The sequence below is a fragment of the Paenibacillus lutrae genome, from assembly GCF_009757775.1.
In the GTDB taxonomy this organism is placed as follows: Bacteria; Bacillota; Bacilli; order Paenibacillales; family NBRC-103111; genus Paenibacillus_F; species Paenibacillus_F lutrae.
This window is the reverse complement of record NZ_RHLK01000001.1, coordinates 462,571-481,656: the sequence shown is the minus strand read 5'-3', so window position 1 is coordinate 481,656 and position 19,086 is coordinate 462,571. Positions and strand designations below refer to the sequence as shown.

Here is a 19,086-nt window from a genome sequence, read left to right as displayed (position 1 = left end):
GCATTCAATCATGGGGAAAAAAACAATTTACTTCCTTTGCACGGGGAATTCTTGCCGCAGCCAAATGGCAGAAGGATGGGCCAAAAAATATCTGGGTGACAGCTGGAATGTTTATAGTGCCGGCATCGAAGCTCATGGTCTGAACCCTAACGCTGTCAAAGCGATGAAGGAAGCAGGCATAGATATTTCAGAGCAGACATCAGATGTGATTGACGCGACCCTGTTAAGCACAGCAGATCTGATTGTTACATTATGCGGAGATGCTGCCGAGCGCTGTCCGGTGACTCCTCCGCATGTCCGTCGTGAACATTGGGGTTTCGATGACCCCGCCAAGGCGCAAGGTACAGATGAAGAGAAGTGGGCTGTTTTCCAAAGAGTGCGTGACCAAATTGGGGCGCGCCTTGCAAAGTTTGACGGAATGAACTCCGGCACCCTGTGAAAGACTTTTATAGGATAGAATGAACAGCTGCGCCTTTGCGCCTACATACCTGAGAACTATGATATACGATTGAGAGCGTGTTAAAGGAAAAAATTGAACACTTTTTGAACATGCTTGACATTGAAAATCATTCGCATATAATAATTATTATAAATAGTGATCAGCATAGCCCGCTAAAATATTGCGGGAAGGGTATTAAACCACTATACTGATTGTTAGATCCCAATAACCTAGGAGGTAACAATATCATGGCATTGATTGGAACAGAAATACTACCATTTAAAGCAAGCGCTTTTCACAACGGTGATTTTATTGAAGTATCTGAGGCGAACTTTAAAGGAAAATGGAGTGTAATTTGCTTCTATCCAGCTGACTTCACATTTGTTTGTCCTACAGAACTTGGGGATTTACAAGATCAATACGCAACATTGAAAGAACTTGGTGTTGAAGTTTACTCCGTTTCCACGGATACTCATTTTGTGCACAAAGCTTGGCACGACAGCTCCGATGCTATCAGCAAAGTTACTTATATTATGATCGGTGACCCATCACATACGATTTCCCGCAACTTTGACGTGCTGATCGAAGAAGATGGAATGGCTAACCGCGCTACTTTCATCATCGATCCGGACGGCGTTATCCAAACGGTTGAAATTACAGCCGACGGCATTGGACGCGATGCAAGCACACTGATCGACAAGATCAAGGCTGCTCAATATGTACGCAATAACCCAGGTGAAGTTTGCCCCGCTAAATGGAAAGAAGGCGCTGAAACTTTGAAGCCGAGCCTGGATCTCGTAGGTAAGATTTAAGGAGAGATTAACATGAAACTGGATGCAGACATAAAGAACCAACTAGCGCAGTATCTTCAGCTTATGGAAGGCGATGTTCTGCTGAAAGTCAGTGCAGGTACCGATTCTGTATCAAACGATTTGATGGATTTGGTTAATGAACTGTCCAGCATGTCGAGCCGTATAACGGTAGAGCAGACAGAGTTGTCCAGAACTCCAAGCTTTAGCGTAAACCGCCCGGGTGAAGATACGGGTGTAACCTTTGCAGGAATACCGCTGGGGCATGAATTTACTTCATTGGTTTTGGCTTTGCTTCAAGTCAGCGGAAGAGCTCCGAAGGCCGAACAAAGCGTGATCGATCGAATTAAAAGCATTCAAGGCGACTTTCACTTTGAAAGTTATGTAAGCCTGTCCTGCCATAACTGTCCTGACGTTGTTCAAGCGCTGAACTTGATGAGTGTACTTAACCCAGGTATTACTCACACCATGATTGACGGAGCAGCGTTCAAATCGGAAGTGGAGAGCAAAGATATCCTGGCAGTGCCGACGGTATACTTGAATGGCGAATCTTTCGGAAGCGGTCGGATGACCATTGACGATATTCTTGCCAAACTGGTTACCTCTGACGCTTCCGAATTTGAGAATAAAGAGCCCTACGATGTACTAGTAGTCGGCGGCGGACCGGCCGGAGCGAGCGCTGCAATTTATGCGGCACGCAAAGGGATTCGCACGGGTATTGTGGCGGACCGTTTCGGCGGACAAGTTAACGATACCATGGGGATTGAGAACTTCATCAGTGTCAAGTACACGGAAGGTCCTAAGCTCGCTGCGAGCCTTGAAGAGCATGCCAAGGAATACGGCATTGACATTATGAAGGCACAGCGCGCGAAGCGTCTGGAGAAGAAAGATCTGATCGAAGTGGAACTGGAGAACGGTGCCGTTCTGAAAAGTAAGACGGTCATCATCTCTACCGGTGCCCGTTGGCGCAATCTGGGCGTGCCCGGTGAAGCGGAATTCAAGAACAAAGGCGTGGCTTACTGCCCGCATTGCGACGGTCCTTTATTCGCCGGTAAACGGGTTGCGGTTGTCGGCGGCGGTAACTCCGGCATTGAAGCGGCCATTGACCTTGCCGGTATAGCGGATCACGTTACCGTACTTGAGTTTATGCCGGAATTAAAGGCAGACCAGGTTCTTCAAGATCGCCTGAACAGTCTGCCTAACACGACCGTGCTCAAGAACGCTCAAGTGAAGGAAGTCACGGGAACCAGCAAAGTGGACGGCATTAGTTACATCGAGCGCGAGTCCGGTGAAACGAAGCACATTGAGCTGGAGGGAGTTTTCGTTCAAATCGGTCTCGTTCCTAATACAGACTGGTTAGGTGATGCGGTAGAACGTACGCGTATGGGTGAAATTGTTGTAGATAACCATAGCGCGACGAATATCCCTGGAGTATTCGCCGCAGGCGACTGCACCAATACTCCTTATAAGCAAATTATTATTTCGATGGGATCAGGGGCGACTGCAGCATTAGGAGCTTTTGATTATATGATCCGAAATCAATAAACAGGCTTGCAGCAAATGTTCGTATTGGGGCTGAAAGTCCCGCTACGGTAAGCTTTAAGAGCCCTAACCGACAGGTTAGGGCTCTTTGCTTTGTACAAAGATGAGAACGGCGTATGCGATTATCATTCAGCCCAGCATATTGACACGGAAAACGTACAGCTATATAGTTAAGTGAATTTAATTAAATCCAGTTAACTAAGGAGAAGGTTTTATTGTTATCTAGTATTTTTGGGAAACTTTATTATGACTTGACGCTCAATGAACTGAAAATGATGAACTCCATTGATTTGTATCCCAATCTTACCTACAACAGTCTTTTATATCTGGATCTAATCGCCTACCACCCTAATTGTACGGTTAGTTCCATTGCCGAATTGCTGCATGTATCTAAATCTGCCGTGACTATTAAAGTAAGTGAATTGATTAAACAAGGTTTTGTGGAGAAAAAACAGAGTGAACGGGATAAAAGAGTCTATTACTTATCGGTTAAACCCGAAATTCAAGGGCACTATGACATATATAATCAGATAATCAAACAGGCAGGAGAGAAAATGAAGGACACTTATACCACCGAAGAGATATCACTTTTTTGTAACATGCTGTCCTCTTTTAATAAATATTGCTTTCCGGAGAAATCTTAATTCCGACCCACATCAAGGATTTATACAGACAGAAAGAGGAATCAGACATGAAGAAACCAATTAAAGAACAAAAGACCGTATTGCTTATCCTTCTAAGTAACCTTTTTATCGCCTTTCTGGGAATTGGCCTGGTCATCCCTGTTATGCCGTCTTTTATGACTATTATGCATTTATCGGGAAGCACAATGGGCTACCTTATTGCCGTATTTGCGGTGGCGCAGCTGATTATGTCCCCGTTCGCAGGCCGCTGGGTGGACCGTTACGGCAGGAAGAGAATCATCATACTCGGCTTATTCCTTTTTGGTGTTTCGGAGCTTATTTTTGGTCTGGGCACTAGCGTACCGGTGTTGTATCTATCACGGATCCTGGGCGGATTTAGCGCCGCCTTCATTATGCCGGGTGTTACGGCCTATGTGGCGGATATTACAACCGTTCAGGAACGGCCCAAAGCAATGGGGTACATTTCCGCGGCCATCAGCACGGGCTTTATTATAGGACCCGGCATAGGCGGTTTTATAGCCGAATACGGCGTGCGATTACCCTTCTATTGTGCGGCAGCCATTGCTTTTGCAGCGTGTATTTCGTCCATATTTATTCTAAAAGAGCCGGAAACGAAGGAAACTTCTGCGGATTCCAAGCATACGAACTTTGTAGGCGATTTAAAAAAGTCACTTCATCCGCTTTACTTTATTGCTTTCATTATCGTATTTGTACTTGCTTTCGGTTTATCCGCCTATGAAACGGTGTTCAGCTTATTCTCGGATCACAAATTCGGCTTCACACCCAAGGATATTGCAGGCATTATTACAATAAGTTCAATTTTCGGCGTTGTTGTACAAGTATTTATGTTTGGCAAAATGGTCGATATACTCGGCGAAAAAAAACTGATCCAGTTATGTTTAATTGCAGGGGCCATACTGGCAGTAGCGTCAACCTTTGTTGCCAGCTATTGGACAATGCTGGCGGTTACTTGCTTGATCTTCCTCGCATTTGACTTGCTTCGTCCGGCTCTAACGACATTTTTGTCCAAGGCCGGCGGGAATGAGCAAGGATTTGTTGCTGGAATGAACTCTACCTATACGAGCTTAGGTAATATTGTCGGGCCGGCAATGGGAGGAATTTTGTTTGACGTAAACATCAACTATCCTTATCTATTTGCTGCTGTCATTATGGTCATCGGGCTCGGTATTACTTTGATATGGAAAGATAGCCGATTGACCGAAAGCTCAGAATAATTTGAAACTGATACAAGGCCCAAGACCTGGATCAGGGTCATTATGTTAAATATGTTAGAGGCAAGCTGCTGTCGGTACTTTCCGCGGCAGCTTGTTTATGTTTCTGTGGCGCTCTCGTATTCGAATCCTGTATCTGTTGACTATATTTTCTCAGAAATGAGAGGTTTCTTCTAAATCATTTTCCAATATAATTAACATAAACATTAAATTACGAAAGAGGTGGGTAACTATGTTTAAGAAATCCTGGTTGTTTTTAATCCTTATATTTATTGCCGCATGTTCAACTCAACCAGAGGAATCCGTTCAAACTGATATTACGGGAATCATAACCGCAATCAATAAAGAAAAGAATCAAATTCTAGTCATTGATAATAAAAAGAAAAAAGACATAACGGAGAAAAGAGAAGCTATGTGGGTTAGTATGGGCAAAAACGGAGAGTTGATTGTTGACGGTAGTACCGCTGCGGATCATACTTTTAATAAGGAATTTTTAGGCCGGAAAGCCATGGTATGGATAGATGGGATTATTCTCAAATCGGACCCGCCGCAGACTTTTGCTTCGAAACTAATTGTGGAATAGGCAGCAGCCCGTGTCCCAAATGCAGCGGTCAAATGAGGAAGCTCCTCCATAACCTGACAACTGGCCGACCCTGACAGCCAAATGGGCTGAGAGGAATGCTTCGATGAGTATGGACAAAGCTGGATGACCGAACGGTCACCGGATCAAATTATTGCATCACTTATTAATGAAATTCATCAAAGGCGCTCTGGCAAGTGAGAAAAATTGTCTAGCATGGCCCTATAAGCACAGCCTTCACGGTCTTAACCCGGGAGGACTGTGCTTGTTTATTTGCTGACAGCTATTTTGCGGACATTAGAGGTAGGTAGTTGAATTCCTCATTCGCGCCGAACACTGATGCGTGTGTGGTTATTAATCGAACGCGCTGATACCGTGAAACGTCAGTGTATGAAAGATGGTGTTCAACTCTTGGGCGGAACACGGCATTTTATTATCCATCCACCATGTCAAAAGGGACCAGAACGTATTTACAATGAATTCAAGCCTAACCTCGCGAGTAATGAGTTTTGTATCCTTGTCGGGGAGTAATAGGTCTATTTCTTCGCCAATCAAGTCAACGAGCATTCTTTTCATATGAAACTGGACCACCACACCGCTTTGTTTGCCTGCTACAGCACGGTAAATGTGCCGATGGCTCTGGATATGCTGCAGCATCGGCAGACTGAAACCGAAACGGAGTTCTCCGCTGTTGAGTGGTGACAAATAATCCTTGCTTTGATCCTTAATTACAGCTCTCAAATGTTCAATATTACTGAGAAGAAGCTTCTCTTTATCGGCATAATGGCTGTAGAAAGTGGAACGGCCGATGTTAGCCCGGTCAATGATGTCTTGAATGGTGATGGCTTCGTAACCTTTCTCCATTATTAAATCAAGCAAAGCTTCTTGAAGAAGAAGACGTGTACGATGAACACGGCGATCCGGTTTCTTCCCGGCTTCCATATTGTTTCCTCCTTTATCAAACATAATAGTCTGATTTGTACCATAATGAACGTTTCATCAAAAGTTGATGATTGTGAGCCATTATCTTGAACATTATAATCGATATCGAACACTGTGTTCAATAATTATTGATTAGAATGTCAGGAGGAAATGCCTTGAGCAAGAATAATGCAGTAAACAATCCCTCTCATCCAGCTGCTGGAAGAGGGAACGCCCTCATTTCTCTACGAAGTGTATACAAAAATTATGAAACTCCCTCAGGTTCGTTTCCTGCACTAAAGGATATTAATCTGGACGTTAACCCCGGGGAGTTCATTGCAATCGTGGGCAAATCCGGAAGCGGAAAATCAACACTGATCAACGTGCTTACGGGTATTGACAGCCCTTCCTCAGGGGAGGTGCATGTAGCTTCAATGGCAGTTCGTGGTCTAAATCAGGAACAGCTGGCAGTATGGCGCGGTAAGAACATCGGTGTTATTTTTCAATTTTTTCAACTGCTTCCTACCTTAACAATTGCGGAAAATGTCATGCTGCCTATGGATTTTTGCAATACGTATCCAGCACGTGAACGACGTGAACGAGCGCTGTATCTGCTCAATAAGGTTGGGATTGCTGAACAGGCCGATAAATTGCCGGCAGATCTGTCGGGCGGCCAGCAGCAGCGTGCGGCTATAGCAAGGTCGCTGGCAAATGATCCGCCGATACTCGTTGCTGACGAACCCACCGGTAATTTGGACTCTCAGGCAACAGATAGTGTAATGGAATTTTTCGAGGATCTTGCCCAAGAGGGAAAGACTGTCGTGATGGTTACGCACGAACGAGATTTGAGTCAGTATTTTACAAAAACGATAACGCTCTCTGACGGAAAAGTCGTTTCCTCATCGCTGTTGAAAGACGGGGGAGGTCTAGAATGAGCGCAAGATGGACCAAGATGCGCAGCGACCTTAAGGCAACTAAAGGCCGCATGATCATGATGGTGTTAGCGATTGCCGTCAGTATATTCGGAATAGGAACGATCCTAAGCTCTTATTCGATCCTGACCAGAGAGATTAATCTCAACTACATGACAACGAATCCGGCCACGGCATTAATTGAAATGAACGAGGTGCCGGATGGATTGATAGGGACAGTTAAACAACAACCCGGCATTATCGATGCGGAAGCGAGTTCAACTCTCACAGCACGAGTTCTGGTACATGATGAATGGGTACCGATGTTATTGTTCGTGGTCAGGGATTTTCAGAACATGCGCATGAATACAGTGCAGCCCGAATCGGGTGCCTGGCCGCCTGCTGAAGATTCTATTCTGATTGAACGGGTAGCCATGGATTTACTTAAATCCCGAGTAGGCGATAAGATCGGCATTCAGACACCAAATGGTTCGTTGCAGGAGATACGGATATCCGGGACGGTTCATGACCAAGGACTGGCTCCCGCTTGGCAAGAGCAGATGGCATACGGTTATATCTCTCCGGCAACGCTCGTTAAGCTTGGCGAGAGCGGCAGTATGCATATTCTGAAAGTAGAGACAGAGAATCGTTCTGCACCTGTGACGGAGATTGAAGAGACCATCAGCGGATTAGCAGGATGGTTACATGAGCAGGGTCATGAAGTACATGAGATCCGGATTCCTCCTCCAGACAAACACCCTCATCAGAGTCAGATGACAGCTATCCTCGTCATGATGCTTATTTTCAGCCTGATGGCTCTCGTATTAAGTTCCATTCTTACAGCTGCAATGATTGGCGGGCTGCTTGCACAGCAAGTACGCCAAATCGGTGTGATGAAAGCGATCGGGGGTACCAGCCGGCAAATCATGAGTATGTATTTGGCTTTGGTCGTGTTTATTGGTACCGTTTCTGCAGCGCTTGGATTGCTGCCAGGCATTGCTGCCGGCAGAATTCTGGCAAGAGAGGTTGGCGTGATGCTTAATTTCACATTATATAGTGAAAGCATCCCTTGGTGGGTCTATGTAATCCAGCTGCTCGCAGCAATCCTTGTACCGCTGATTGCAGCTTCCATTCCGATTATGAGAATATCCCGGATGACGGTTCGGGAAGCCATAAGCGATTTTGGTACAAGCCGTAATTCTTTTGGCTCACGCAGGCTGGATCATTTCCTGAGCAAGATCCGCGGTCTGGACCGGACACTGATATTAGCGCTGCGTAATTCGTTCCGCCGGCGAGGCCGCTTAATTTTAACGCTGGGATTGCTTGCAGCGGCCGGAGGCATGTTCATGACAAGCCTTAATATAAAGACGGCTTGGGAAAAGAACTTGGCGGATGCGGCACAGAACCGTCAATATGATCTGGAACTCCGTTTGAATAAAGCAGTGGAGGAAAACCGGATCAAGCAGCTTATCAACGAGATCGAGGGTGTAAAGCAGGTGGAGAACTGGAGTCTGGTGCCGGCGGGTTTACAGCGCCAGGACGGGCTGGAAATTCTCCGAACATACCCGGATGGAGGCCATGGCAGCTTCAGCGCCCGATCTGCTCCAGCGAAGAGCCAGATGCTTCAATTGCCGATGATGGAAGGCCGGTGGCTTCAGAAAGGGGACACTGGAGGTGTTGTTCTCAATCATATGGCCCAATCCTTTTACCCAACCGCACAAGTAGGAGATATGATTAAGATGACGATTGACAGTAATCCGGCACGATTACAAGTGATAGGAATTTCCAAAGAAATAGGTTCTCCCGCGACTGCCTATGTGATGCCGGAGTCCTATGAGGAAGCGATTGGTCAGACGGGTACCGCCAATGCAGTCAGAGTTACGATGAATGACCGGAGTCCGGAATCAGTGAGTCAAGCAGCTGCAAAAATCAGGAATAAACTTGAACAAGCGGGGATCAGCATCAAGATGGAGATATCTGAAGCGAAACTGAATGAAGCGATCGGAGGGCATGTTTATATTCTTATTTTTGCCCTCATCATGATGTCTCTGATCTTGGGGATTGTAGGTGCTTTAGGTCTTATGTCGACAATGGCGACCAATGTGGTTGAACGTACCCGGGAATTCGGCATTATGCGAACAATCGGAGGAAAATCCAGCACAGTGATGCGGAATATCATTAGCGAGGGGATATTTATCGGCATCTTGAGCTGGGGCATTGCGATTATTGTATCTTTGCCATTATCAGCATCGGTAGGGAGCCTTATCGGCAAGCTGGCCTTCCGTGCACCGCTTCCCCTAATGATTTCACCATTCGTCGTACTCATCTGGTTGGCCGTAATTATCGTTGGGGCCAGCGTCGCAAGCGCCTATCCCGCTTGGAAAGCATCGCGTCTGACCGTACGAGAGACACTTTCTCATATATAAGGCGCCTGTCGGGACAGCCCAATACCGAAATCAGCCTCAAACTTACAGATCCTTAATAAAAGGAAAAAACCTCCTTCATCCCGAAGGAGGTTAATGGTATAGGAGTTCTCATTTCATTTAGGAGGTTGGGGCCCAAAAGAGGGTTTGACCCTTATGTCATGAATGGCAGACTGTAAGCTGCCCGACAAAATGTATAGGGAAATTATTATAGAGGTGAGGAAATATGGGTTCAAGAATTATGCACTTGATTATCGCGAATACAATTGCGGAGAGCCTGTCCATAGAAAATAGAACATCCTTGTTACTTGGAAGCATCGCTCCCGATGCTGTTTCAACTAAAAACGAATCCCATTTTTTTAAGGGTGAAGCACAAGATTATTCACGTCGCGTAGATTATAAAGGATTTTTACAGAAATATAACTCGCAAGTAGAAAGTCATTTTATCTGGGGCTATTATACTCATTTAATTGCGGATGACATATGGCTGAAAGGTTTTTATCTTCCTTGGCTGAAAAACAGAATGGAAGCAAAGAAAGAATGGTATCATCTATACCATAATGATTTTAGGTTACTAAATGGCTAACTATTGGAAAACTATGGTATTAAAGATGGATTAAGAAAATCGCTGCGCCATAGCCAGACAATTATTGATATGGAGGAGGTGAAGTCCAGGGAAGTTGGAAGGGGATAAGGGATTTTGTGGGATATAAAATATTGATTCGTATCGTTAATGATTCTTATAATAGAGTAGAGACTGAGGCGAACTGGGGAAATAAGCAGCTTGTTTATGAAAATGGAATGATTCGTTGAAAACTTGACTGAATCCGCCAAATTTTACACGGAAGTATCAGGTTTTACAAAGGGAAAAGAGCCGGAGAACTACATATCAGTAAGCAATGGTGACACCATCATTGGTCTGGGCGCCTTAACCCAGCTTGGTGACAACCATTATCTAAAATCGATAACGGTTACTATATAAGAATTACTTCGAAAGATTAGAGCTAACGGGCTTAGGAGGAATAGGCAGGATGTTACACGATTTGCAAGGTGAATCAAACATGTCAACCATTGTGGGAATATTATATTCCGCTGTCAAAGAAAACAGCCAGCGGATGCAATTAATCACGGTTGAAATGTCGCAAGAAGAAGTGGATTACAAGGGTCCCCATAACAACTTGAATAGTACAGCTCAGTTAATAAAACACATTATGTATGTGGATCTGAATTGGGTTTATAGATTGAAAAGACAGCCCCTTCCTCTTTCTTTGAAAGAGCAATTTGGTCCCATGATCGATACAAATAATAAGCTTCCGATGATCAAAGGTACGTCGCTGCGCACACTGATCACTAACTATGAAGGTGTGCTGGAAATGTTGAAAGATGCATGCATTCGATTAACAGATGCTGACCTGGATATCGTTGTCCATTTTGGGCATGAGAATGAAAAGCGTGCAACTATACGCTGGGGCTTATGGCATATGGCTGACCACAGCCGGTATCATCAGGCGCAAATTAATCAGCTTAGAAAGTGGTACAAGGAAAACTCTCTTTCCAGCTAAAAGGGATATGAACAGATTGGTAGGGAGAAAAGGGGAGAAGTCAATGCTTCAATCAATCATCTTTGATATGGATGGAACGCTGTTTCAGACAGATAAGATTTTAGAAGTTTCACTTGAAGATACTTTCAATTATTTAAGGTCATTAAATAGTTGGAATAGCGAAACACCAATTGATAAATACCGTGAAATAATGGGTGTACCTTTACCCAAAGTCTGGGAAACCTTGTTGCCCGATCATACCATTGAAATAAGGCAGCAAACGGATGCGTATTTTCTGAATAGATTAATTACAAATATAAAAAGCGGAAAAGGTGCGTTATATCCGCATGTTAAGGAAATTTTCAGTTATTTAAAAGAGAATCGTTGTTCCATTTATATAGCAAGTAATGGTTTAACGGAATATTTGAAAGCCATTGTGAATTATTATAATCTGGACAATTGGGTTACAGAAACATTTAGTATCCAGCAAATCCAATCGTTAAATAAGTCAGATTTAGTTCAAAGTATTATAAAAAAATATGATATTACTCATGCAGCAGTAGTAGGAGATCGTCTGTCGGATATTCATGCAGCTAAAGATAATGGACTAGTTGCAATAGGATGCAGATTTGATTTTGCACAAGAAGAAGAACTTTCTCAGGCAGATATAGTTATAGATGATTTAATGGAGTTACAAGCGATAGTATCCCGATTTTGAAAAGACCGCTTCGCTCCGAAAGGCCAACAGCTTCTTAGATACGATACCGAGTCTATTACCATTATCAATTTCAAAGCAAGGAGGGGAACTGAATTGCTTATTCGTTTATTGGAGAAGAACGACCAAATTCATGTTGAAGAAATAATGGCGGGGCATCCTCTGCAATTCCCGAAGTTTATTATAGACAAATACCCCCCGCGGTGGAACGCATTTTTGACAGTACAGGATTATAATCTACACGGATACCATGTGACTTTAGCGAATTCTTGTGAAGTAACTGGTCATGCAGGGTATGTTTTTAATGATGAACTAGGACTACACGAAATAGTTGGCGTTGCTGTATCGCAACACTTTCAACGTCAAGGGATAGGGAACGCTTTGATTAAACAAGTTTGCGATAAAATAACGGAGTTAGGCAATAAGCAGGTTATTCTCTACACATTAGGTCATGCTGGAAATGAAGCAACGCTATCGTTCTATCGAAATCTTGGATTTGAAATGGTTAATTTCGAAAAGGATTTCTTTGAATACGGCTACCACAGAATTACCTTTCTCAAATCAATTTAAAGGATATGGCTAAAGTGATGGAAACTAGGTTCAATATGAAAAGACTGCCAATCGTGGCATTTTCCCCTTCCAAGTAGACATTCAAAAAAAGTCCTCATGATACCATGAGGACGGAGTGAACTTGGAGGGGATTTTGATCTTTTTAAATCATTCAAGATGCCTCAGATTCTTGTGAAGTTTTGCCGCGGCGCAGTAAAAGGCCCAGTATTGCTCCTATAATCGCCACGACTACCATAACACCGAACGTATCCGCGAATGAATTAGCGGCTAACTCGGCCGCTGCCTGCTGCATCATCTCAGGTGTCGGAGCGGTCGTCCCGGCTGCCGCTGCAGCTTTGAGCTCATCGGTTCTGAATGTTACACGGGCCGAGAGAATCGTTACGAGAGCCGCGACTGACAGAGAGTTGACGACTTGCTGCATGGAATTAGTCAATGACGTTACCCGGCTGACCAAATGGCGGGGAGCTTTATTGAACAGATGAGTATTCATCGGCATGGTCATCATGCCCATACCCGCTCCGGCCATAATTAACGGAATGATCAGATCTTTGCCGACCGTTGCCGCATCCACTTGGGAGTATTGGTAAGTAGCTGCGGAGACAAGTCCCAGCCCGATGACGACCAGCCAGCGGACACCGATCCGGTCGAACAAGTAACCCGCAATCGGCATGACCAGCATCGAAGCAATTGCTTGCGGGAGTAAAATCATTCCCGTATCAAAGGCTCCGAAGCCTCTGGCTTGCTGAAGAAATTGCGGAAGCAGGAAAATCGCTCCGAATAACGCAAATTGTCCAATCCATTGCACCAGAATTCCTATGGAAAAGTCAATGGAGCGGAAGACCCGAAGATCCAGCAGTGGCGCTGGAGTGCTTAATTCTCTGGCGATAAAAGCGAGTAAAGCGATACCGCCTATGATGAGACCGGCGATTGTATTACTCGAGGTCCAGCTGCTTGCCCCTTCGATGACACCGTAGGACAAGCCGGCGAAAGCAATAGGGGCCAGGACCATGCCCGGCGTGTCAATTCCTGTCACCGCCTGCCGCTCTACTTTGGGAAGTGTTTTTAAGCCAAGCAGGATGGACAAGATTCCCACTGGAATGTTGATAATGAACAGCCATCTCCAGGTATAGAATTCTACGAGCCAGCCCGAGAGGACGGGCCCGATTGCCGGAGCGAATAGAATCGGAATTCCCATCATGGCCATGACCGTTCCGACCTTGCTCTGCGGACTGAGCTTGTACACATATGCCATGGCAACAGGGATTACACAGCCCCCGCCGAGCCCCTGGATAACCCGGAATACGATCAGCCAGCCCGCACTGTCAGGAAGGGCGCACAATACCGAAGCCAGTGTGAATAGCGCAATCGAGCTGAGAAACACCGTCTTCGCACCGAACCGGTCGGATAACCAGCCGGCTAACGGGATTACGGATGCCTGGGCGAGCATATAGCCCGTAACTGTCCATTGGATGGTCGGAAAATCCGTATTCAAATCAACCAATAAGGTAGATAACGCCACGTTCATTGAGGTACTGTTGAGTACAACCATGAATACCCCTGCGATAATTGCCAATAATGGAACCAGGATACTTCTAAGCTTAAAATCTTCTGCTGCGTCGTTCTTTCCCATTCTAGTTTCCTCCTGATATTCTTCAAGCTCATTGACCGCAATTTCGACTGTTTGATATAATCAAATCGGACAACTGTCCGCAAAAACAATAATACGGACAGTTGTCCGCTTTGTCAATTTTAATGTTTTTATGAAAAGCATCTGAGTCAAGGAGGCTTCCGCAATGGCCGAGCAGCAGAACGGGGTAAATGAAACAGACGAGATAAAGGTCCGCAAAACAAGTAAGCGGGATTCGGACTATCAGAATAGGATTGTGACCGCTTCAAATCGCTTATTCAAAGAGCATGGCGTAGAGAATGTGAGTATGCACCAGATTGCCAAAGCGGCCCAGATCGGCCAGGCGACTCTTTATCGCCGCTATTCCAACAAAGGCGAAATTTGTATGGCGATTCTGAGCAGCAATACACAGGATTTCTTGAGGGACCTGGATTCCTTTCGCCTGAGCAGAGGTCTAGAGGTAACTTCCCTTACTTTATTGAGCGAAGTGGTTGACAGAATCGCGGATTATTTAGACGATCAAGCGACTATGCTGGTTATTATTAAATACGAGTACAACCGCAGCAGCGAGCTTCAATTGTTACAATTTAATCATCCTGTTTTTCTTTACTTGCAGGATATTATTTCTCTGCTGTACGCCAAAGCGATAGAGGAGAGGGAAGTGGACCCTTTGAATGTTACGTTGACTACGCACACCTTAGTCGCCGCTTTAAGCCCGGATCTCTTTTTGTATCAGCAAAAAACGCTCAGGTTCAGCAAAGAGGACATTGTAGCCGGGATTAAACGTATCTACATTGAAGCGTTGAGAAAATAATGCGAGTAGGGATAGGCCGTGACCATATGACCCCTTAGGACGATGAACATTCTTCGCAATAGATAAGCGGGTAACATGAAGGAGGTGGCCAGACAATCATGATTGAGACGTTCATATCCTCCCAAAGCACCTGTTCCACCAATTGCAGCACGGTCGTTTTCTTTTTTGCCGGTATACTGACGTACTGGGATAATTTTGAAGCCGCGGTCAGTGAAGTTGTCCGGAAATATCGAAATGCCAAAATCGTAGTCATCTTTCCCTATGGAACGGCAAATGGTACTACACGTGCTTCCTTAATGTCTCTTCTGGCCAGGCAGCTTCCACAGGTCAGCTATGACTTGGCCCGTGATCATTCCCGGCGGGTAGCAAGCGTATCGCGGATCATCCGGGAGCACGCAGAAGGTGCAGAACAACTGATTCTGATCGGGCACAGCGCCGGAGGCGTGATTGCTTATCGGGCAGGGCTATATTTGGAAGAAAAGTACGGCTTTCAGCAAGTTCGAGTATTCGCAGTGGGGTGTCCGAAATTTTTTCTGAAGGACATTCCATACAATGACAGATTCACTTATATTACTGGCCAGAATCCGGACAAGATCACAAGAATCGGCAGCTGGCGCAAGCCGGGCTCCAGGGTATACCGCGGTAAGCCGGGGCGAGAAATTCAAATGGAATTTAATCCGCAACACCAGGGCTGGCGGTTTCATGCCTCGTATTTCTTGAGATCGGCCTGGACAGATGCGAATGAAGTATTCCATAACAATGCAGAGGACCTGGTCAAGAAAATCCATGAACTGTGCCCATGAACCGAATAGAATCCTTTAGAGAGCATTTCTTTATAATGAGAAATGCTTTTTTTCGTTGCAGTAAATGAAGTAGTATTGAAAAAAGTGAACACACATTGTATTGCAATCAAAACATATTGATTTACGATAAATTTTATGATAAATTCAAGATAATCATATCCAAGTGAGGTGTATTTGATGGAACGAGGAACTACGTTCTTTTTAAAGGTAGCTGTAATTCTGATGGGAATTCCTGTTCTTGCCTTGTGCATATTTTTGGTGCCGGAGATCGCGAATTTTGCGGCGGAATTGTACCCCGATCATCTTTATTTGAAGTACCTGTTTTACCTGGATCTCTATGCAACGGCGATTCCTTTTTACTTTGCTCTGTATCAGGCTTTCAAACTACTCGGCTATATCGATAAGAATCAAGCTTTCTCGGATTTATCCGTGAACGTGTTGAAGAATATCAAAGCCTGTGCGCTCGCGATCAGCGGCTTGTATGTGATTGGCCTGCCCTTGTTCTATCTTCTCGCAGAGAGAGACGACGCCCCGGGAATCATCCTGATCGGAATGATTATGATTTTTGCCTCCCTGGTAATTGCCGTTTTTGCTGCTGTTCTTCAAAAGCTTTTGAAAGAAGCCATCGATATAAAATCAGAAAATGATTTAACGGTCTGAGGTGAAAACAATGGCAATTATAATCAATATTGACGTGATGCTGGCTAAAAGGAAAATGAGTGTTACCGAACTTTCGGAGAGAGTTGGAATCACGATGGCCAATATTTCCGTACTGAAGAATGGGAAGGCAAAGGCAATTCGAATATCGACTTTAGAGGCGATTTGCAAGGCTTTGGAATGTCAGCCTGGAGATCTTCTGGAATACCAAAGTGACCCGGACACTCAAGAATATAACGATTAATCGGTCATTGTGAGCTAACGAGAAACGTTCATGCAATTAGTAGAGTGCAGATAAACCTGTCTAAACGGCAGGTTTTTTTGCGTGTCTACAAGAGAAGAGTTATGATCTGATCATTATGGATATTATGCTGCCCAGATAGACGGTTTCACCTGATCTCTTCTGTGCCTGAGAACATTCCGGTAATTTTCCTGTCCGCCGTAGGCAACCTCAGGGATCGGGTGAGAGGAGAACAGCCCGATCATTTTTGAAAGGGCTGTTCTGATTTTGCTCTATACTGCGACTCTACCAGGTACAAGCTCGTTAAAGTCGCAGCAAGTCTAGTTATTTTTTTAAATTAATTTTAAATACATCGCCTTTGTTGCCGCCAAAAACGATTTTCCCGCCTTCAGGAAGTATGACCGAATGAAGGTTACTTATCTTTGAGAAATTCACCAGCGTTCCTTTCGCGTCATATACCGCAAATCCCGCGCTGTCCGGCGCTTTGACGGTTAATTCACGGTTAGCCGATTTTTTATCGATCTTATACCAGACAGCCTGACCATTGGATGGTATGCGGCGAATAGAGGAGTTCCCCTGGGAAAAAGACTCAATCGCATCTTCGCTGATAAAAGATTGTCCCGTGATTGTTAGATACTCTTCATGGTTCTTTTTATAAAAATTCAAATCAAAAGCGTCTCTACCGCTCATAACCGGAATCTCGGCTGCATTGACTGCTTTATTCCCGCTAACAATTTTAGTGCCCGAAGCGTATCCCTGTTCGGAATCAACGGTGATTTCTTTGGACACGAGCGCTTGGTTGAGATATTGGAACGAAGTGATCTTCTCATCCAAAGCGAAGTAACGTTTCCCGTTTCTCTGTTCCCATACTTTTTTTGTGGCCGGATTCAGCAAGTTAGCATTTAATTTGTGAAATTCATAGGTGACCATAACGATCTGGCCTAATCCCGGGAAATTCAGATAAGCATTAAGTTTCAGATAGGTTTTTCCATTCTTGGCTTTGTCAAAGCTTAAAGTCAGATTCCCCTCGCTATTTTTGAATTGTCCGTTTCCTGTATACAGATAGGTTTGAGGCGGTATAAAACCTCCGTACAGAGCAGGTAAATCAATCTCACCGTTTGTGATCTTCAAATTTATCGTTGTACCTACGGTACCGTATAATCCGGAATAAGCCGACAAGTCCGAAGGCATATCCGTTTTTACCGAAGGCTGGAATGTTTTTTCAGGCAAGATCTCATTAATGATGCCTTTGGTTTTCAAGTATTCCAACAATACATTCGATGAAAAAATCGTGTTGTGAATAGAAGTCCCTCCCGATGAAAGCACGGCGATAGATATATCATATTCGGGCAGAGTTGTCAGAACGGCGTGATACATAAACGTATCTCCACCTTTGGATAAAGCCGTGATTCCGTAGTCGTCAAACGGAGCCAGACGGACAGCATCCCAACCAAGCCCGTAATTCGTGGTGTTGGTCTCTTCGGGAACCCATACTCCTTTTCTATATTCATCCCTTTGCATAGCTTTGGCGGACTTCTCCGATAAAATATCCGTTGAATTTCCGATTAATACTTCAGCGAACTTACTTACTTCTTCGGCCGTAGAGTAGAGGCCTCCCGTTCCGATGATATTGGCATTCTCTACGGGCAAAGCTGTATCTAATCCGGGAACATACGTTTTTGCGAGCTTGTTTCTGTCAAACGAATCCAATGGTGTTTTGGTAGAGGTTAAATGAAGAGGCTTGCTGAAGTAGGTTTCAATGAATTGACTGTAGCTAACCCCGCTTACCTCTTCAACCAGGAGCTCCAGCAGTTGAAAACCGTCGTTGCAATAGACCGAAAATTCTCCGGGGTCTGACTTTAAGTGTTCCGATCGTAATTTGGCCAATAATTCATCATGATTCCGGGTATCATTGTCATTCAATAACATGCTGTTCCCGTAGTGGCTGCCGTAAAGACCAGAAGAATGATTCAGCAACATGCGAGGCGTAATCTTTTTGTATCGTGGATCCGCCATTTTAAAGTTCTTGATATACGTGGTTAGTGGTTTATCAATATCGATTTGATTGGAATCAGCCAGCCTCATCGTTGCAGCAGACACATACATTTTACTTACCGAGCCTATTCCGAACATCGTATCTTTGGTTACCGGCTGCTTGGCAGCATGATCGTATACACCGGCGCTGTCGGATAAAACAACGGATCCTTGATCTCGGATCGCGTACTGTATCCCGCTTGCCCCATAATCGGATACAATCTTCGAGGCCAGTACCTTCGCTTTGTCTTTAACCGTATCCGGATTCGTTTGAGCTGAAGCAGAGGTGAACGGTATGGCCAAGAGCATGGCGGTCATGATTACACAAATCATCTTCTTCATGAATATTTCCTCCTCTTCATTGAATGTGGATTCTACTTTCTACATGGATCATATACGAAAATGGCTTGTTCTCTTGAAAATCACCCTGAAACGAAAAAAACAATCCCTAAACAACAGGCTGTTTAAGGAAGGTTCGTTTAATGAGCGGCCAAACTGAGAACGCAGAATGAAATGAACCGGTTCTAATAAAACGACTCTTCTGGATTACCCGGCTAATGGAACAAGCATCAAAGTTCCTATC

18 protein-coding genes and 1 pseudogene are annotated in these 19,086 nt (G+C 44.7%); 16 read left to right on the top strand and 3 right to left on the bottom strand.

What is annotated here, in order from left to right:
* Positions 1-10: 10 nt before the first annotated feature.
* The 6 genes from arsC (at position 11) to EDM21_RS01815 (ending at position 5,249) form a co-directional block, all read left to right on the top strand.
* A complete protein-coding gene (gene arsC / locus EDM21_RS01840) occupies positions 11-439 on the top strand; it encodes an arsenate reductase (thioredoxin) (RefSeq protein WP_157332362.1) in 429 nt (142 codons plus the stop codon).
* A gap of 248 nt (positions 440-687) precedes the next feature.
* Positions 688-1,251: an alkyl hydroperoxide reductase subunit C gene (gene ahpC, locus EDM21_RS01835; RefSeq protein WP_157332360.1), complete on the top strand. Its 564-nt coding sequence runs from the start codon at positions 688-690 to the stop codon at positions 1,249-1,251.
* 12 nt (positions 1,252-1,263) lie between these two features.
* Positions 1,264-2,793, top strand: coding sequence for an alkyl hydroperoxide reductase subunit F (gene ahpF / locus EDM21_RS01830; RefSeq protein WP_157332358.1), 1,530 nt, complete (start codon positions 1,264-1,266; stop codon positions 2,791-2,793).
* Positions 2,794-3,005: 212 nt separating this feature from the next.
* Positions 3,006-3,434, top strand: a complete 429-nt coding sequence (locus EDM21_RS01825) for a MarR family transcriptional regulator (protein ID WP_157332356.1) — start codon at positions 3,006-3,008, stop codon at positions 3,432-3,434.
* Between the two features lie 11 nt (positions 3,435-3,445).
* Positions 3,446-4,669 (top strand): MFS transporter, encoded by a 1,224-nt coding sequence (locus EDM21_RS01820; RefSeq protein ID WP_338043912.1) that lies wholly within the window; start codon positions 3,446-3,448, stop codon positions 4,667-4,669.
* A gap of 229 nt (positions 4,670-4,898) precedes the next feature.
* The gene (locus EDM21_RS01815; protein ID WP_157332352.1) at positions 4,899-5,249 is read left to right on the top strand and encodes a DUF3221 domain-containing protein; all 351 of its coding nucleotides are present in this window, start codon (positions 4,899-4,901) and stop codon (positions 5,247-5,249) included.
* A 351-nt stretch (positions 5,250-5,600) separates the two neighbouring features.
* Here the strand turns inward: EDM21_RS01815 and EDM21_RS01810 are convergent, their stop codons facing one another.
* Positions 5,601-6,188 carry a TetR/AcrR family transcriptional regulator gene (locus EDM21_RS01810; RefSeq protein ID WP_201280744.1) on the bottom strand — a complete coding sequence of 196 codons (588 nt, stop codon included), beginning with the start codon at positions 6,186-6,188 and terminating at the stop codon, positions 5,601-5,603.
* Between the two features lie 155 nt (positions 6,189-6,343).
* Here EDM21_RS01810 and EDM21_RS01805 point away from each other — a divergent pair, with 155 nt between their 5' ends.
* The 6 genes and pseudogenes from EDM21_RS01805 (at position 6,344) to EDM21_RS01780 (ending at position 12,327) form a co-directional block, all read left to right on the top strand.
* The gene (locus EDM21_RS01805) at positions 6,344-7,102 is read left to right on the top strand and encodes an ABC transporter ATP-binding protein (protein WP_201280743.1); all 759 of its coding nucleotides are present in this window, start codon (positions 6,344-6,346) and stop codon (positions 7,100-7,102) included.
* Positions 7,099-9,504 carry an ABC transporter permease gene (locus EDM21_RS01800; protein ID WP_157332346.1) on the top strand — a complete coding sequence of 802 codons (2,406 nt, stop codon included), beginning with the start codon at positions 7,099-7,101 and terminating at the stop codon, positions 9,502-9,504. The genes EDM21_RS01805 and EDM21_RS01800 overlap by 4 nt, the downstream gene beginning before the upstream one ends.
* Positions 9,505-9,727: 223 nt before the next feature.
* Positions 9,728-10,087, top strand: coding sequence for a zinc dependent phospholipase C family protein (locus tag EDM21_RS01795; RefSeq protein WP_166541776.1), 360 nt, complete (start codon positions 9,728-9,730; stop codon positions 10,085-10,087).
* 445 nt (positions 10,088-10,532) lie between these two features.
* Positions 10,533-11,063: a DinB family protein gene (locus EDM21_RS01790; RefSeq protein WP_157332344.1), complete on the top strand. Its 531-nt coding sequence runs from the start codon at positions 10,533-10,535 to the stop codon at positions 11,061-11,063.
* Positions 11,064-11,091: 28 nt separating this feature from the next.
* Positions 11,092-11,760, top strand: a pseudogene (locus EDM21_RS01785) (HAD hydrolase-like protein); the annotation flags it as partial.
* A gap of 93 nt (positions 11,761-11,853) precedes the next feature.
* The gene (locus EDM21_RS01780) at positions 11,854-12,327 is read left to right on the top strand and encodes a GNAT family N-acetyltransferase (RefSeq protein ID WP_157332340.1); all 474 of its coding nucleotides are present in this window, start codon (positions 11,854-11,856) and stop codon (positions 12,325-12,327) included.
* A 151-nt stretch (positions 12,328-12,478) separates the two neighbouring features.
* Here EDM21_RS01780 and EDM21_RS01775 read toward each other — a convergent pair whose 3' ends face one another.
* On the bottom strand, positions 12,479-13,957 hold the full coding sequence (locus tag EDM21_RS01775) for a DHA2 family efflux MFS transporter permease subunit (RefSeq protein WP_157332338.1): 1,479 nt from the start codon (positions 13,955-13,957) through the stop codon (positions 12,479-12,481).
* A 163-nt stretch (positions 13,958-14,120) separates the two neighbouring features.
* Between EDM21_RS01775 and EDM21_RS01770 the strand changes: the two genes are divergently transcribed.
* The 4 genes from EDM21_RS01770 to EDM21_RS01755 all read left to right on the top strand — a co-directional run bounded on the left by EDM21_RS01770 (position 14,121) and on the right by EDM21_RS01755 (position 16,472).
* The gene (locus tag EDM21_RS01770; protein WP_157332336.1) at positions 14,121-14,768 is read left to right on the top strand and encodes a TetR/AcrR family transcriptional regulator; all 648 of its coding nucleotides are present in this window, start codon (positions 14,121-14,123) and stop codon (positions 14,766-14,768) included.
* Positions 14,769-14,866: 98 nt separating this feature from the next.
* Positions 14,867-15,571, top strand: coding sequence for a lipase family protein (locus EDM21_RS01765; protein ID WP_157332335.1), 705 nt, complete (start codon positions 14,867-14,869; stop codon positions 15,569-15,571).
* Between the two features lie 177 nt (positions 15,572-15,748).
* On the top strand, positions 15,749-16,231 hold the full coding sequence (locus tag EDM21_RS01760; RefSeq protein ID WP_157332333.1) for a DUF2975 domain-containing protein: 483 nt from the start codon (positions 15,749-15,751) through the stop codon (positions 16,229-16,231).
* A gap of 10 nt (positions 16,232-16,241) precedes the next feature.
* Entirely contained in the window at positions 16,242-16,472 is a 231-nt protein-coding gene (locus EDM21_RS01755; RefSeq protein WP_157332331.1) for a helix-turn-helix domain-containing protein, read from the top strand.
* Positions 16,473-16,793: 321 nt separating this feature from the next.
* Here the strand turns inward: EDM21_RS01755 and EDM21_RS01750 are convergent, their stop codons facing one another.
* A complete protein-coding gene (locus EDM21_RS01750) occupies positions 16,794-18,845 on the bottom strand; it encodes a serine hydrolase domain-containing protein (protein ID WP_157332329.1) in 2,052 nt (683 codons plus the stop codon).
* Positions 18,846-19,086: the final 241 nt, after the last annotated feature.

Bases quoted from the DNA above. Each gene is read 5' to 3' on its own strand.
- arsC (WP_157332362.1), top strand. From the start codon at position 11: ATGGGGAAAAAAACAATTTACTTCCTTTGCACGGGGAATTCTTGCCGC.
- ahpC (WP_157332360.1), top strand. From the start codon at position 688: ATGGCATTGATTGGAACAGAAATACTACCATTTAAAGCAAGCGCTTTT.
- ahpF (WP_157332358.1), top strand. From the start codon at position 1,264: ATGAAACTGGATGCAGACATAAAGAACCAACTAGCGCAGTATCTTCAG.
- EDM21_RS01815 (WP_157332352.1), top strand. From the start codon at position 4,899: ATGTTTAAGAAATCCTGGTTGTTTTTAATCCTTATATTTATTGCCGCA.
- EDM21_RS01810 (WP_201280744.1), bottom strand. From the start codon at position 6,188: ATGGAAGCCGGGAAGAAACCGGATCGCCGTGTTCATCGTACACGTCTT.
- EDM21_RS01800 (WP_157332346.1), top strand. From the start codon at position 7,099: ATGAGCGCAAGATGGACCAAGATGCGCAGCGACCTTAAGGCAACTAAA.
- EDM21_RS01795 (WP_166541776.1), top strand. From the start codon at position 9,728: ATGGGTTCAAGAATTATGCACTTGATTATCGCGAATACAATTGCGGAG.
- EDM21_RS01790 (WP_157332344.1), top strand. From the start codon at position 10,533: ATGTTACACGATTTGCAAGGTGAATCAAACATGTCAACCATTGTGGGA.
- EDM21_RS01775 (WP_157332338.1), bottom strand. From the start codon at position 13,957: ATGGGAAAGAACGACGCAGCAGAAGATTTTAAGCTTAGAAGTATCCTG.
- EDM21_RS01770 (WP_157332336.1), top strand. From the start codon at position 14,121: ATGGCCGAGCAGCAGAACGGGGTAAATGAAACAGACGAGATAAAGGTC.
- EDM21_RS01765 (WP_157332335.1), top strand. From the start codon at position 14,867: ATGATTGAGACGTTCATATCCTCCCAAAGCACCTGTTCCACCAATTGC.
- EDM21_RS01760 (WP_157332333.1), top strand. From the start codon at position 15,749: ATGGAACGAGGAACTACGTTCTTTTTAAAGGTAGCTGTAATTCTGATG.
- EDM21_RS01755 (WP_157332331.1), top strand. From the start codon at position 16,242: ATGGCAATTATAATCAATATTGACGTGATGCTGGCTAAAAGGAAAATG.
- EDM21_RS01750 (WP_157332329.1), bottom strand. From the start codon at position 18,845: ATGAAGAAGATGATTTGTGTAATCATGACCGCCATGCTCTTGGCCATA.